General features: G+C 37.2%; 11 protein-coding genes. 1 reads left to right on the plus strand and 10 read right to left on the minus strand.

Features of this window, described 5'->3' with window-relative positions:
* The 4 genes from LAV82_RS10205 to LAV82_RS10220 are packed head-to-tail and all read right to left on the minus strand — an operon-like array spanning position 1 to position 7,302.
* The gene (locus tag LAV82_RS10205; protein ID WP_499716031.1) at positions 1 to 3,249 is read right to left on the minus strand and encodes a hypothetical protein; all 3,249 of its coding nucleotides are present in this window, start codon (positions 3,247 to 3,249) and stop codon (positions 1 to 3) included.
* Positions 3,246 to 4,655, minus strand: a complete 1,410-nt coding sequence (locus LAV82_RS10210) for a glycosyltransferase family 2 protein (RefSeq protein WP_013055645.1) — start codon at positions 4,653 to 4,655, stop codon at positions 3,246 to 3,248. The genes LAV82_RS10205 and LAV82_RS10210 overlap by 4 nt, the downstream gene beginning before the upstream one ends.
* The gene (locus LAV82_RS10215) at positions 4,645 to 5,694 is read right to left on the minus strand and encodes a HEAT repeat domain-containing protein (RefSeq protein ID WP_499716032.1); all 1,050 of its coding nucleotides are present in this window, start codon (positions 5,692 to 5,694) and stop codon (positions 4,645 to 4,647) included. The genes LAV82_RS10210 and LAV82_RS10215 overlap by 11 nt, the downstream gene beginning before the upstream one ends.
* The gene (locus LAV82_RS10220; RefSeq protein ID WP_499716033.1) at positions 5,695 to 7,302 is read right to left on the minus strand and encodes a GGDEF domain-containing response regulator; all 1,608 of its coding nucleotides are present in this window, start codon (positions 7,300 to 7,302) and stop codon (positions 5,695 to 5,697) included.
* A 485-nt stretch (positions 7,303 to 7,787) separates the two neighbouring features.
* On the opposite strand from LAV82_RS10220, the gene LAV82_RS10225 reads away from it, so the two are divergent.
* Positions 7,788 to 8,303 (plus strand): GNAT family protein, encoded by a 516-nt coding sequence (locus LAV82_RS10225; RefSeq protein WP_013055642.1) that lies wholly within the window; start codon positions 7,788 to 7,790, stop codon positions 8,301 to 8,303.
* A 30-nt stretch (positions 8,304 to 8,333) separates the two neighbouring features.
* On the opposite strand, the gene LAV82_RS10230 is transcribed toward LAV82_RS10225, so the two are convergent.
* From LAV82_RS10230 to LAV82_RS10255, 6 genes are all read right to left on the minus strand, one after another.
* Complete coding sequence (locus LAV82_RS10230) at positions 8,334 to 9,068, minus strand: sugar phosphate isomerase/epimerase family protein (RefSeq protein WP_211078425.1); 735 nt, start codon at positions 9,066 to 9,068, stop codon at positions 8,334 to 8,336.
* A gap of 51 nt (positions 9,069 to 9,119) precedes the next feature.
* A complete protein-coding gene (locus LAV82_RS10235; protein ID WP_013055640.1) occupies positions 9,120 to 9,926 on the minus strand; it encodes a carbohydrate ABC transporter permease in 807 nt (268 codons plus the stop codon).
* 68 nt (positions 9,927 to 9,994) lie between these two features.
* Positions 9,995 to 10,849: a carbohydrate ABC transporter permease gene (locus tag LAV82_RS10240; RefSeq protein WP_013055639.1), complete on the minus strand. Its 855-nt coding sequence runs from the start codon at positions 10,847 to 10,849 to the stop codon at positions 9,995 to 9,997.
* A gap of 72 nt (positions 10,850 to 10,921) precedes the next feature.
* Positions 10,922 to 12,199, minus strand: coding sequence for an ABC transporter substrate-binding protein (locus tag LAV82_RS10245; protein ID WP_499716034.1), 1,278 nt, complete (start codon positions 12,197 to 12,199; stop codon positions 10,922 to 10,924).
* Positions 12,200 to 12,550: 351 nt separating this feature from the next.
* On the minus strand, positions 12,551 to 13,162 hold the full coding sequence (locus LAV82_RS10250) for a flavin reductase family protein (protein ID WP_025749707.1): 612 nt from the start codon (positions 13,160 to 13,162) through the stop codon (positions 12,551 to 12,553).
* Between the two features lie 418 nt (positions 13,163 to 13,580).
* Positions 13,581 to 14,849, minus strand: a complete 1,269-nt coding sequence (locus tag LAV82_RS10255) for a PcsB-like coiled-coil domain-containing protein (protein WP_499716035.1) — start codon at positions 14,847 to 14,849, stop codon at positions 13,581 to 13,583.
* Positions 14,850 to 15,119: the final 270 nt, after the last annotated feature.

Raw genomic sequence — 15,119 nt, forward strand, 5'->3', positions numbered from 1 at the left:
TTATTCCTCCGCTTGTAGTCGTCCATACGTTTTTTGCAATATGAAGTAGGACGGCTTTATTCGTTCGTGAAAAGTTGGATACTCCCAATTTTTCCACTTGTATAAGTAAAAATCTTTTAATAAAAGTTTTCCTTTTTTCTGAGTCGGAAACGTATCTTCCACGTCATTGCTCTTCTTATTAACAGCTACGACTCCTACTTGAATTCCTTTTATTTTCTCGCTGGATTCTAATCCTTTTTTGGACCAAATATCTCCCATTATTTCTTTTTGACTCGGGTCTTTTACATTTAAAAGCGCCCAGGGAATGCGAAGTTCAGCAATTCCATTTGATTCATTCACTTTAAAATCTGCTAGCGAATCAAATGAAGAAGAGTTAGGATCGCTGTTTCCTTCTTGGAGCTTCCCTGTTTCATAGGCGTCAAAAGGAATGGTTCTCTTGTTTTTCCCCTCTCCAATCGCTAACTCTTTGTTAAGGGCGAGCCTGATTGGATTAAACATGCCGTTGTCTTTTGTATCGGTTCCTTTTACCGCGGGAATCATTTGGAGCTGATGAGCATATGAAAAATAATACGTATCGTAATAGCTGTCTATCCATAAATGACTGTCTTCTTTTCCGTTTAATTCTGCTACAAAATCAATTTCTTTTGTTTTTATGGAAGGGATTTGAGGAATCTTTGACTGTCCCTGATTGTTAATCGTGTTAAACAAGAAATAAAGCTTTTGATTTTCCAGTTCTTTTGCACTCACGTGTAGATATAGATAACCTTCATCACTTGTAATGTTCAATGCTTTTAACTTCTTAGACGGCTTATATACCGACTTGCTGTTCAGCTTTTTCCAATCATCTGATTTACCGTCTACTTTGACTTTCAGCTTCGTTCCTGGATCAAAACTCAGCAATCCAAAATGCTGCTCTCCCGTTTGCAAATTCGTCCAAAATGGCCTGCGGTTCGGATTGTCGTACTCCATCGTATTCCACGTTCGCTTAAACCATTCATCTTGCCATGTAAAGACCATACCGCCAGCCATTTTTTCTTCAACAATGTCTTCGTATAAGCGTGACAGAATCTTTCCTTGTTCTTGTTCCGTATGAAAGCCTTGATCCCACCCGTATACGTTTCTATGGGTGAGTCCTCGCGAAGCCGGAATGCCAAATTCAGCAACAAGAACGGGCATATGATGAACTTCTTTCATATTTTGCAAATAGCCTGCGTAGTTATTTTTCTCTCCTCGATGATCTCGATAAGCGAGATAATGAGGTTCATAGTTTAAGAAATCAGGATAGTACGGATAAATATGATAAGAGGCAAATAAGCCCGGCTCAAATTTTTTAGTTGTGTGAATTAAATTAGGATTAACAGACACTTTATCTTCGTCTTCAGAAGGCTCATATGGATGAGTAAGCAAATCCGTCGTCACCCAGTTCGTAAAGCTCATAGGCCGCTGCCAATCATATTTATCCTGCTCATAGGAAATTGTTTTTTCCATAAGCTGAGCAAGCCATATTTCAAAGGGATTGCCTTTTTCGGTATAGATGTACTGCCCTTTAAAATCTTTCATTCCTTTATGTTTTTCATTTGTCGAAAGGGCTACCGTGGGATCCCATTCAACTCCTATAATCCAGCCTAAAACATAAGGAGACACGTCTGCTGTATACGTTCCGCTTGCATGTCCTGTCCGTTTTGGCAGTGTTGCATTTCCGTGAATAACGTTTACAATCCTTTTCATTTCAGCTTCAAATTCTTTTGTATTTTCCTTTGCAAAAGCATCTTGTGAATCATAGAAAACTTCTTCATTCACCCATACCCCATGAAAAAGATAAATGGGTTCTTTGGCTTTTTGGTTATACTCAGCAAGCGCTTCATAAAAGGCGGGAGGATGAATGGTGTATACGCGGATTGAGTTTGCATTCATCTTTCCAATTTCTTTAAACCAGCGCAAATATTCTTCTTTCGAAATAGCAGTCTCACCAGGGAAATGGCCTGGCTTACTAATGCCCATATTTACTCCTTTAATCAGCACATCTTGCCACTTGCCGTTTTGATAAATTTGCAAATAATCTTTTCCTACTTTCCCTGCTACTTTAAGGTCAGCATCTTCATAGATTTCCATATTTTTATTAAAAGTAACAGAAGCAGGCTGCGATTCATTTTGCTGTTGATCTATGATCTTATTCATAAGAGGCAGGTAAACAGTCCAGTAAAAAGAAGACTCATCTTCTTTTCCGATTTTCTCTGTCCATTTCTTCCACAGCGGGTAAAAAGAGGTTTGATAAATGGAAGGTACTTCTCCTTGATCTGCAAAATCTCCTGCAAAGTAATAGGTATCATATCGCTCTTTATTATGATGAACGACTGCTGGTATGGACAAAGGAATACCATTTTCCTTTAGCTTGTTTTTCCCTTCAGAATCCAAGTGAAAGACAAACTGAGCCCGCACATCACTTTTTTGCTGCGGTGCAATTACGTCAAACCAATATTGATAAGCAGATTCATCCTGTAAATTCAATGTTTTCTTTCCTTGTTTTGTGTATTGAAACCATACTGGATTTTCTTTTAATTCTTTTTCCGTTATAATAACGAGCTTATTGGATTCATTAACGAATAATAAGCCTTTTCCTGTAAGGCTCCACTCTTTGTTGTACTGCTTTTTGTAAGCACTTTTCACCCAAGCAGGAACTTCTTCACTGCCGAATTCCTCAAAATAGCGTCCAATCCAGCCGGACCACGTAACATTGTACAATTCATACAGTTCTTTGCGAACGTCTAAAGAAGTAGGGCTCCCAAATGTATTAAACTCTCCAATCAGCGTTTTTGTACGTCCATTCAGCGCTTTCTTAACGTAGCTCACGTCTTCAGAAGTCATGCCACCATACACCAATTGAGAGCGATCTCCTCTTTTAGCTTTTACGTCTAAATCTTCTTTGTATACGCCATACGTGTCCGTGATATAAATCATATCTGCAGAGTTTGTTTTTGGCAGAGATTTAATGCTGTATGTTTTATCTCCTTTTGGGTAAAACCCTGCATAATCTTTTGAGATTTTATAAGGCTTCCCGTCTTTGCGTACTTTCGCTTGATTCAGCATCCACATTAAACCTTGATGCTCTCGAAACGTTTGATCCGGTACTGTTTTATCAATGACAAGCATATCCAAATCAGTTGGTTTCTTTAGCTGCCAAATAAGAAATGGAGAAGCCGTTACTGCCATAACCAAAATAATGCCGCCAATTAACAACCATTTTTTCATTGTGAAACTCCTTTTCGCTGCATGTCTCCCCAGCCTTTTTTATTGCGAATAACATCCAACAATCCATGACAGCGCCATATAACAGTTAGAGGGCGATACCAAAAGGATTCAGTCAGGGAAAAGACAAATAGCTTAGCAATATCGGATACTCTTGGATATTTGCGAAGGCTCCACTCTTCTAGCAAAACGGCCGCCATCGAATAAAGAGAACCATATACAACCATCAAGAGAAAAAGCAAATAAGCAAATTCTACATAAATCCCGCCTACAACTAGAGAAATAACAATAAACAAATAGCCTAACATTTCCATGACCGGACCGATTAGTTCAATAAACACAAAATAAGGCATAGAAATCATTCCGATACTTCCGTATCTCGGATTAAACAGCATCTCTTTATGCTTCCAAAGACTATCAAATAAACCGCGGTGCCAGCGGTTCCGCTGTCTTCGCAAATATTTGATTTCATCGGGTGCCTCTGTCCAGCATACGGGATCTGGAATATAAACAATTTGATTGTTGGTTTTTTTCTGTTTAATCAGTCGGTGCAGGCGAACAACAAGTTCCATGTCTTCGCCGACTGTATGAGAATAACCCCCAGCCTCAATCACCCAGCGTTTAGAAAATACGCCAAATGCTCCTGACACAATAAGTAATAAATTATGGCGACTGAGACCAATGCGCCCCATAAGAAAGGCACGTAAATATTCAATAATCTGCATCACAACAAGCGGCTGCGTATCAAGTCCAATCGATACGACCGCACCGTTTTCGATTTTACATCCGTTTGCAATTCGAATACTTCCCCCTGAAGCAATTACTTCTCCGTCTGAATCAATAATTGGCTTCATAACTTTTAAAAAAGCATCTCTTTCTAACACTGAATCGCCATCGATCGAACAAAAATAAGGATAGTTGGATAAATTAATTCCTGCATTTAATGCATCTGACTTTCCCCCATTTTGTTTATCGACTACATATAAATAATCGTATAATTTAGAACGATATACAGCTTTTACTTCTTTCGTCTCTACTTGCTTTCTCACAACTCGATTCATTTTCACAAGAGAAAACTCCTCGATTAGCTTTTCTAACGTATCATCTGAAGATCCGTCGTTTACTACAATTACTTCATATTCCGGATATTCAATTCCAAGCAGCGAACGCACGCTTCCAATAATCCCGACAGATTCGTTATAAGCGGGAACTAATATAGATAATGGTGTTGTATAGCTAACCGCAAGCAAATCTTCATAAGGTTCTTCATCATTTAATTGATATTGCTTTCGCAGTTGAAAAGCAGAGATGATAAACATCATAAAATAAAAACAAAGCACAAAAATCATATAAGCAAATACAGCCCATCCGCAAATAGACAATAAAAGATGCCAAACACTATTCCACAACCGTAACTCCTCCTTTTTCAAGCCATTCTGCTGCCATATCTTTCGAAAACTTGTCATCGGTCGTTTTGTATACATGAACTAAATATTCTTTACCTGTTGGGATTTTCATCATTGACTGAGCAGCATTCGAACGCACAAGAAAATGAGAATCTTTTAGCGACTGCTCAAGAAGTGACAATCCCTTCTCATCTCTCGTTTTGCCTATTAGTTTTGTAGCCATCATTCTTTCTTGCCAAATACCTGACTGAAGATGTTTCGTGAGCTCCTCTATTCTTAATGGAAAAGATAAAGCATTAAGTGATTTCAACGAACGAATTCGCAGTTCTTCTGATGAACTTTTTATGTGCATTTTTAAGAAATCTATATACTCTAACTTATGATTGATACCTATCATATCGATAAGAGGCAGCTGAATTTCTTCTTGTAGATGTTCAAATTTATTAATAAATTGCTGAAACTGCTCACTGTTCATAGTTCCAAACAAAGAGCGGTACATAAATTCAGACAGCGGTCTAGAAGCGTTCGTCATGTACACAACAAACTCAGGGCGGTTCAGCTTAACTAAAATTTTTAAAATTTGATTTTGTTCAGCCGCTGTACTATTTTTTTTCTCATACATTTCTACTAATTGGTGTGTTAGCGTAGTTAGACCAAAGTCTTCGATAGCATAAAGGGCATTCATTCTGACACTCCATCTAGAATGATGCAGCTCTTTTTTATATTTGGGTGTAAAAACCTTCTCCGCATAGAGCGTGATGTTATTTAGAATTTCATCGCCTTGCACAGCTGCAGAAAAACTGCTCAATAGTTCCTCTACGCCCGCCAGCTCTATTTTATTTTTAGGCTCTACCCGATGTTCTTCATCTTTTCTGTATAAATAAATAAAAAGAGATTCTTTCATACTATCTTTATAGGATTCTACTTTTGCTCGAAAAGCGTTTAAACGCGCTTTTTGAATAAGTAAATAACTCAGAAAACAGACTAAAAGTAATAGCAATCCGCCAAATAAGACATATACCACTTGAATTGACATCGCCATTTATTTCACCTTCTTCATTAAATAACGCACGCGCGCTTCAAGCTCCATTAACTTAAATGGCTTTGTCATGTAATCGTCTGCCCCAAGTTCTAATGCTCTTTGAATATCTTGTTCGCTGTTTCTTGATGTAAGCATAATAACCGTGTACTGATCGTGACGTTTATGCTGTCTTAATTTTTGCAGCACTTCTAAGCCATCCATCTTAGGCATCATTCCGTCTAAAATAACAAAGTACTGATCGCTAGAATGAATCCATTGGGACTCAAAAAATTCGATGCCATCTTTAAACACTTCTATTTTCACTTCATAGCGATCTCCTACATCGATCTTACTTAAAAGCTCTTTCAGCATCGTTCGAATGATAGAATCATCATCAATAATAGCCATACGAAGCGTTCGCTTTTTGACCAGCTTGCTTTGAGAAGAAGCTACAATTTTTTGACGTCCTGATTCCTTCGCTATATATAATGCCTCATCAGCTTGATGAAGAGCTTTTTCTAACGGCCATTCAGTGTTATGAACTTCTACAACTCCGCCGGAAAAGCTGCAATAAAACGAATTGCCTTGATGTGTGAACACTTTTTTCACAAACAAATCCAACAGTCTATTTAATACTGTTTCTGCCTCTTTTATATTGGTTTTTGGCAGTAAAAGAATAAATTCTTCGCCTCCATATCTAAAAATGTGATCTGTTGGACGAATTTCATGCTTCATATACTCTACAAATGCTTGCAGCACACGGTCTCCCATAAGATGTCCATATTGATCGTTTATTCTCTTAAAGAAATCTAAATCTAAAATCGCTAAACAAAAAGGATCTTTTAAGCGGTCGTAGCTGGATAGCTGCTGACTGTAGATTTCTTTTAAATACGTTCGGTTATAGGCTCCTGTTAATTCATCAAACATTAAATAGGAGTTAAACATCTGCTTTCGTTCAATATGGTGACCAATTCGAAGTAGACTTTCTTCCATATCGAGAGGTTTAACAAAAAAATCATCGGCCCCTAATTTAAAAGCCTTCAAACGCGTCTCTCTTTGATTATCAACGCTCATCATGACAATAGGGACGAACAGTTGCTTTGTTTTATCACGTAAAAATGAAAGAATGTCAAAGCCTGTACAGTCTTTCATATGTACATCAACAACAAAACAATCCGGCTTTAATTCGTAAAAAGCCGTAATGGCTTTTTCTTTAGAGGCAGTTGCTAATACGTACCACCCTTGTTTTTCAAACTGTTCTTTTAAATACATCAGCATTGAAAGATCATCATCCACAAGTAAAACATTAGCTGTTTGTTCACTAATTTCTATCGGTTTATTTATATCTTCTACGGATTGAATTTCATCTTGATAACAAATTTTAATAATATCTAATAAAAATGTATTCAACTCCGCGTAATTCCAGGTTTTTTTCTGATTTTTTTCAACAGCTTCCATTAACTCGCGGGAACGATCTCCTAAATAATTCAGTCCAATGGTTGCAGACGTTCCAGAAATTGAATGCAAAAAGCGGTACACTTCTTCATGAGGTATTTCTTCATTTTGATCGGTCCACTCTTGCAGCTGCTTACGCACATTAGCTAATAATGCAATTTGATATTTATCCATCTTATACACCCTTTGTTCGATATAGTTAACACTTACCCCATATTACTCCATCCATTTTCCTATAATATTTTGTAAGTAAATGAAATATTTTCTTACTTTTATTTTAAGTATGTTTTTTTAAATGAAAATCAATTCCTTTTTAACCATACTTTTCCTCCAATGATTTTACTTTAAAATGATTCTTTTTTCACTCATTATTTTTTCTTCCCAATAAGCAAAATGTCCTGTTATCTTCTTTATAAATAGACTTACAACCTTATTGACAAAATTAATGAGTCTTTGTTACCCTTATACACGTTGTGAAAAATTTAAAAGTGAATGTTAAGGAAAGCAGCCGTTTTGATGAATAATCAATCAAATCAGGTTCTTTCCTTTTTATATTTTTACTAAGGTAGATACTTTGCTAAATAAAGTTTCGCTTTATACACCGTGTCCTCTTTGTCATAGGCGCACTTAGACCGAAAACAGACGGAAAGGAGTATAAAATGTTTACTCAGCTTACAGAAAAAAACCAGAATGCAGAAGAACTAAAAGAAACACTTGATGATTTAGAGTTTCAGCTATTTCGCATGCAGGATAATTTAAAAGAAATTGCTAAAAAGTATGAAGTTATTGGTGTCGATCAGCCTGAAGATAATCAGTTAGTTATTGTATCGGCACAAAATGACGGAAACGCATGTAAAATTATGCTAAATGAATGTACAAAAGCCTATAGAGGGGCTTGGGATTTTGCCATCGATGGCGTATATGAAGATAATCACACGATTTTTATTGGTGACATTAAAGGGCCCGCTAATAAGGGATATGGCTCTGTATGTATGAATTATTTAAAAGAAGTAGCGGTTGATCAAAATGTTCATGTCATTAAAGGCGATATCGCTGAGCGCGATTGGGATCATCTCGAAAGATTGATTCATTTTTATGAAAAACATAACTTTGAGGTAAATATTGATTATACGAATAAGTGCGGAGAAATTGAGTGGACTCCAGCTTATCAATAAAAAAACGAACAGACGCTGTCTGTTCGTTTTTTATTTGATATATGCTAAGCTTTTTTTAATACTGCTAAGAGGACTTTCTTTGCATTGATCTTGTTCAACGATCCACCATTTTACGCCTGCTCTATATCCTTCTTGCATTACAGCCTTCACATCTACTCCTCCGGTACCAAGAGGAGCAAAAAATTGCTCGCCGTCTGTTGTCATATCTTTTAAATGGATGAAAGGCGTCCGATTTTGATAATGCTTCATCCATTCCACTGGATCTTCGCCTGCTTTAGTCAGCCAATAAATGTCCAGCTCTACGTTTACCTCAGTTTCTTCTAAGATTGTTTGAAGAGCTGACTTTCCAGTTGACAATTTCTTCAGCTCAAAATCATGATGATGATAGCTAAACGACATGCCTTCTTTTTTACAATACGTATCAATATCATTTAAAGAATCAATAAGTTCGTAATACCCTTTTTCCGTTTGACGTTCAGGCATTAAATAAGGACAAACAATATGTGAATTGCCAACTTGCTGTTCAAAGTGAATCACTTGCGCTAAATTAGATTCTAATTGTTCAAGCGGCACATGACTAGAAGCTGGCTTCAGCTGTAAATCCGTTAACCATGCTTTTACTTCTTGCGCTGTATGTCCTTCATACCCTGCAAATTCTACTCCTCGATATCCTAATGCAGCTACTTTTTGAAGAGTTTCTTTAAAATCTTTTTTCGTTTCTTCACGCAGCGTATAAAGCTGAACTCCTACAGGTATTTCTCCCATCTTCTCTCCCCCTGTTCATTGAGAAAGCTCCTATAGTAGGAGCTTCTGCTTTTATTTTACTGCACTTCCAAGCATTCCTGAAATAAAATGACGCTGAAGTGCCAGGAAGAATACAATGATTGGAATGGTTGCAATCGTTACCCCCATCATTACTTGACCGTAATCAATAATCGATAAGCCAATTAAGCTTGAAAGAGCAACTGGCAATGTAGCCATTTCGTTAGATGTAGTCGCAACTAGAGGCCACATAAAGTTATTCCACTGTGTCATAAATAAGAAAATAGCTGCTGCAGCCATAGCAGGCTTCATAGAAGGAAGCACAATAGTTAAAAAGATTCTCATCTCTCCAGCTCCGTCCAAACGAGCTGCTTCAATAAGTTCTGTTGGAAAAGCTAAAAAGTTCTGACGTAATAAAAAGATAGCAAACGGAAAGCACAGCTGCGGAACAATAAGTGCAAAATACGTATCAAGCAAATTAAAATTCGACATCAGCTGAAAAAGCGGAATGAGCGTTGCTTGATATGGAATCATCATAGACAATAAAAGCGTAGTGAAAATTGCGTTTCGGCCTTTGAATTCAAATTTAGATAGCGCATATGCAGCTGTGGAGCAGACCATTAAAGCTACAATCACATACACGACTGAAACAAATACTGAGTTAAAAAAGACGCGCCCTAAATCAATTGAAGCATTTAAATTTTGTAGATTTGTCATAAATTGATCGCCAGGCTTCAGCGTTGGAGGGTTTGTAAACATTTTTCCTGATTCATTCGTAGCGCCGATAATCATCCAGTAAAAAGGAAAAATAGAAATAATCGTGAACAGCCCAAGCATGCTGTATAATCCTATTTTGCGCATAATGTTACTTTTCTTTTTAACCTTAGGCACGGTAGCTACTGCGGTTGCTTCTACTCTCTCTAATACACTCATGATTTATCACCCGTAAATTTAAATTGGAAGAACGTTAAAATACCAACTAATAATACAACAACGTACGCAATGGCTGAAGCATATCCAAAATCAAAGTATTTAAAGCCATTTTGATAAATATATAAGCCTAGCGTCATCGTTGAATCAGCAGGGCCGCCTTTTGTTAAATTAAAAGGTTCGTCAAACAATTGAAGCGTGCCAATTGTCGATAAAATAGTAGCGAACAAGATAACGGGTTTTAATTGTGGAACCGTTACGTGGAAAAACTTTTGAATACGATTTGCTCCATCTAAATCAGCTGCTTCGTAAACTTCATGAGATAAACTTTGAAGAGCTGCTAGAAAAATAACCATGTTATAACCTGTCCATCTCCAAGTCATCGCAACGATGATTGAGACTTTAGCCCAAAATGGATCTCCCAGCCACTGAATGGCATCAATACCGAAAAATCCTAAAATAGTATTCATAATTCCTTCATCTTGAAGAATGATTGAAAACAAAATAGAGTAGGCAACTAGTGACGTTACCGCCGGCAAGAAAAAAGAAACTCGGAAAAAACCTTTTAGTCTTAAAAGCTGACTGTTTAAAGCGTTAGCTAGTACAAGCGCTAATAAAATCATAACGGGTACTTGAACGATTAAAATAATACCCGTATTTCCAAGCGCTTTCCAGAAAATATCATCTCCGAGCAAACGTGTATAGTTTGATAACCCGGTAAATACATACTTTCCGCCTTCCATACTCTGAAAGCTTAAAACAAACGATGAAAAAATAGGGTAGATTGTAAACAGCGCGAACAGCAAAAGTGCTGGAGCAATAAATAAGTAAGGCAACGATTTATTTGTCTTCATGATGACCTCCTAGTACCGCAAGAAGAAGAGATAGAAGGCAATTTTCTAGAAATCACCTTCTATGCTTCTTGATTATTTTTGAATTCGGTTTTCTAAGCGTTTTTGAGCTGCTTCAAGCGAGTCTGTAACGCCCTTACCATTTGTTACTTCTGACACAGCTTTGACTGCTTCACTGTTTGCAACTGAGTAATTGCCCGTAAAGTTAACCGGCTTAATATCTTTCATTTCACCTGCGAATGTTTTCCAAATCGTTTGATTGTTAAAGTACTCATCTTGTGCAGTGAATAATTTTGAAGAATATACGGTATTTAATGACGGGAATAATCCGCCCTTCATCGCTTCTTCTTGAACTTTATCCGTTGTTGAGAAATACTCCATAAATTTGTACGCTTCATCTGCTTTTTGACTAGTTGCTGAAATCACATAGTTGCTTCCGCCTAAGTTAGAAGCACGGTTGACTCCTTCTTCAAACGAAGGTAATAAAAACACTCCCCATTTTCCTTTTAAATCCGGAGCCTGCTGCGTAATAGAACCGGATAGCCAAGCACCAGATGGTGAACTTGCTACTTTACCTTCTGCTAAAGCACTGATTGAAGCATCCCAGCCCACTGTATTTTTAACAATGCCTGCTTCTTTTAACTTCTTATTTAACTCCATTGCTTTTTTCGCTTCTTTAGAAGTTAAATTCAACTTTCCTTTGTTATTAAAATAGAACGTACCTTGCTGCGTCAGCGCCATTCGGAATAAGCCATCGTCATTATTAAAATCTAAACCTAGTAAATCAACGCCAACTTTTTCTTTAATTTTCTTACCAGCCGCAATGTAATCATCCCATGTTTTGATACTGTTTGGATCTACGCCTGCTTTTTCAAAGTAATCTGTGCGGTAGAAAACGCCTGTTGGACCTGCATCAAACGGGAAGCCGTACATGTCCCCATCCTTTGATAAAAGAGCTTTCTTAAACTCTGGAAACTTATCTTCTTGCTTATCAAATCCTTTTTTAGATAGGTTTAAAAATGCTTTTGGAAATGCATCCAAGTATCCTTGGAAACGATCGTCTTCTACTAATACAATATCAGGAAGGCCTTTTCCGCCAGCTTGCAATCCTGTTGTTAATTTTGAATAAACGTCTTCACGTCCCATATCCACTACTTTTAATTTAAACCCTGGATTCTCTTTTTGGTATTCTGCTGCTGCTTTCTTTAATACCGGTACGTTAATATTCCAAGCCCATGCAACAACTTCTTTTCCACCGCTACCACTTGTTTCATTAGCGGACTTTCCTCCGCATCCTGCAAGTACTAGGGTTAAAATGAGTGCAAAACTGATTAAACTAAACCAACGTTTCAATGAATACCCCTCCTATAATCTCGTCTCCTAGCGTGGCAAGTTTTTTTGTAAACGCTCATGATTCTTTCTCGAGAGAATTATTGAAAAATAATTCTGTATATTGAAAGCGTATACAATTTACTTAATCTAAATTATATGAATGAATACCCTTTTCCTCAATGGTAAATATAAAAGGCAAAAACCTTACATTTTTGCCTTTTTCTAAATTGATTTTGTTATTATGGTTTCTATTAACTTTTTCGTTCATGAAAAAAAGCGAATGTACTGTCGTTGTTGAAACAGAACACAATCGCTTATTTAAAAAAATCCAATGTATACTATTTTTTTGCTACATAAGTAACACTTTCTTGCTTATTTGGGACGTTCTAAGGAAAATAATTGCCCCAATTTACTATAGTTAGAACCCGCAAGTCGGCTGACTGGCTTCACACGTTCTGCAGAAACGCGATCGTTTTCTATCACTTTTTCACTAATATGAAACATCACAACTTCACCGATAAACAAATCTGAGCTGTATGCCTCATCCGTTCCTAATGGAACAATTTGGTGAAGCTTACATTCCATCCGAATGCTGGCTTCTTGAATTCCAGGAACCTGCACTTTTTTGCTCGGTGCTAGTGTTAATCCTGTTTCTTCGACTTCACTGACGGAAGAAGGATAAGAAGATGCCGCTTGATTCACCTGTTCCACTAAGTTTTCGTCTACAAGATGAACTACAAATTCTTTAGATGCACTAATATTTTTGGCCGTATCTTTCGTCATTTGACCTTCACTTCTCGAAACCGAAACAGCAATCAGCGGAGGCTCTGCCGCAACTACATTAAAGAAACTAAACGGCGCGGCATTCACTACACCGTCATCGTTTTGACTTGTAACAAACGCAATCGGCCGGGGAATGACGACACCTGTTAACAAATGATAATTGTCTTTTGCACTTTGTACCGCTGGATCGACTATCTTCATTTTACCCACTCCTTTTCTTCCATTTACTTTATTGTATGGTAACGAAAAGAGTATAGATTAGCTAGCAACTTGCTCACCAAACATGCAAAAAAGTGATTGAGACATAACTCCATCCACCTAATGCGAAGACGAACAAATGGAAGTAATGAGCTGGTATAGATCACTTGTGACACCACTGTTGATTTCCATGCAAGGCTTCGCTTTCCGCGGGCGACCGATGAGCATCCTCGTCGCGTACACTCCTGTGGGGTCTCATCACTTCCTCTTTTCCCTCAGGAGTCTTCACCTTCCTCTCCAATCAACAGCTAGAAGCAACTAACTAGATGAAACCTACGTTCACTACAACAATGAAAAAATCCGAACGATTCATCGTTCGGATTTTCCTGCAACTAAAATATTTTTGTTCCAGTCTATTTCTTTAATTTAACACCGTAATTTTCACTGTACGACGTCCAAATGCTTTTGCAGCTGACTCGGAAGGTACTAATACGTCAATTCGATATCCTTTAATCGCACCGCCCGTATCACCTGCTGTTACCACTCCGTATCCTTCTACATATACTTTCGAACCTAATGGAATAACGGATGGATCTACCGCAATAATTTTATGAGTGCCTGAACTTACATTTTGTCCAGTGGCTGTTACTCCGCTACAGCCTGCACAATTAGCTGTATAAGCTGTTGCTTCTACATACATTTCTTTTCCAGAATGCTTTTGTGTGCTTTCTTCTTTTTTCGTTTCTTTTGCTTCTGAAGAAACGGATGCTTTCTTCTCTGTAGCCGCAGCTGTTTTTACTTCTTGTTTTGGCTCTGTTTTTACTTCTTTTTTAGCTGTTGCCAGTTCAGCTTGACGCTTTGCTTCTGCATCAGCCTCAGCCTTTTCAGCTGCCTGCTGTTTTGCCACTTGCTCAGCTTGCTTTTGAGCTGCTTCTTTTTCTTTTGCAATCTTATCTTGAATGCCTGTTAATTCAGACTGAAGGTTTGCTTTTTCTGAAGAAGCTGCATCGATTTCATTTACGACCGTGCTGTATTTTTCTTGCATAGTTGTTAACGTTGCTGTTTGTTTGGCAACGTTTTTATCTAATTCAGCTTGTTTAGCCGCTAAGCTACCTTTTGCTGCTTCTAATACTTTTTCTTGCTTATCAATTTCTTTTTTATCTTTTTCAATTTGATCTAAATCATTTTGATGCTGCTTTAAAATATCATTATCTGCTGACAATAAAGTTGTGACAGCACCCATACGTGCAACAAAATCTCCAAAGTTATCAGCATTCATTAATGTATCAATAACAACGCTTGTTTTATCGTCTTGCTGTAAAGCAACTAATCGATTTTCAATAATATCTTTACGACTTAACACTTTTTCCTGAAGCAAAACGATTTCTTTTTTCTTTTTCTCAATCATTTTGTTCGCTTCTGAAATCTGCTTTTCAGTCGATGCTAACTCTTTTTTATTGCTAGAGATTACTGTATGTAATGAATTTAATTGTGATTGAATGTTTTGAACATCTGAATTGATAGACTGTTTCTCTTTCTCTTTTTGTTGAACAGCCTTTTCTGTTTCTTTAATTTTATTTTCAGTACTCTGGAGCGCTTCTTCATTCGATTGGGCGTGAGTCTCTGTGATGCCGGTCATGAAGAAAATTCCTGTGACTGCTGCAAGAGTCATACGCTTAAAAATTTTCATAAAGTAATAGTCCCCTTTCCTCATAGACATAGTTATACCATAAAAAACTATCTGTTTATGTTACAATACAGTTAAAAGTTTCCCATAATCTGTATAACCAAGAATCTCTTTCTGGGAATTCATCCCCAGAATCCCTTGATAGAGAGGTTTACTGTTTATTAAAAAAGATATATTTTTGTCATAAACAGGGCAAAATTGCTCTTTGAAAATAGAAATAAACGCTTATTATTACAGGTATATTACAAATTTTTCACAGAAAATTATGTGTTT

It is taken from the genome of Bacillus sp. ILBB4, from assembly GCF_035064545.1.
Classification (GTDB): domain Bacteria; phylum Bacillota; class Bacilli; order Bacillales; family Bacillaceae_H; genus Priestia.

Coding starts and splice junctions, on each gene's coding strand:
- LAV82_RS10205 (WP_499716031.1), bottom strand. CDS start 3,249: ATGAAAAAATGGTTGTTAATTGGCGGCATTATTTTGGTTATGGCAGTA.
- LAV82_RS10215 (WP_499716032.1), bottom strand. CDS start 5,694: ATGGCGATGTCAATTCAAGTGGTATATGTCTTATTTGGCGGATTGCTA.
- LAV82_RS10220 (WP_499716033.1), bottom strand. CDS start 7,302: ATGGATAAATATCAAATTGCATTATTAGCTAATGTGCGTAAGCAGCTG.
- LAV82_RS10225 (WP_013055642.1), top strand. CDS start 7,788: ATGTTTACTCAGCTTACAGAAAAAAACCAGAATGCAGAAGAACTAAAA.
- LAV82_RS10230 (WP_211078425.1), bottom strand. CDS start 9,068: ATGGGAGAAATACCTGTAGGAGTTCAGCTTTATACGCTGCGTGAAGAA.
- LAV82_RS10235 (WP_013055640.1), bottom strand. CDS start 9,926: ATGCGCAAAATAGGATTATACAGCATGCTTGGGCTGTTCACGATTATT.
- LAV82_RS10240 (WP_013055639.1), bottom strand. CDS start 10,849: ATGAAGACAAATAAATCGTTGCCTTACTTATTTATTGCTCCAGCACTT.
- LAV82_RS10250 (WP_025749707.1), bottom strand. CDS start 13,162: ATGAAGATAGTCGATCCAGCGGTACAAAGTGCAAAAGACAATTATCAT.
- LAV82_RS10255 (WP_499716035.1), bottom strand. CDS start 14,849: ATGAAAATTTTTAAGCGTATGACTCTTGCAGCAGTCACAGGAATTTTC.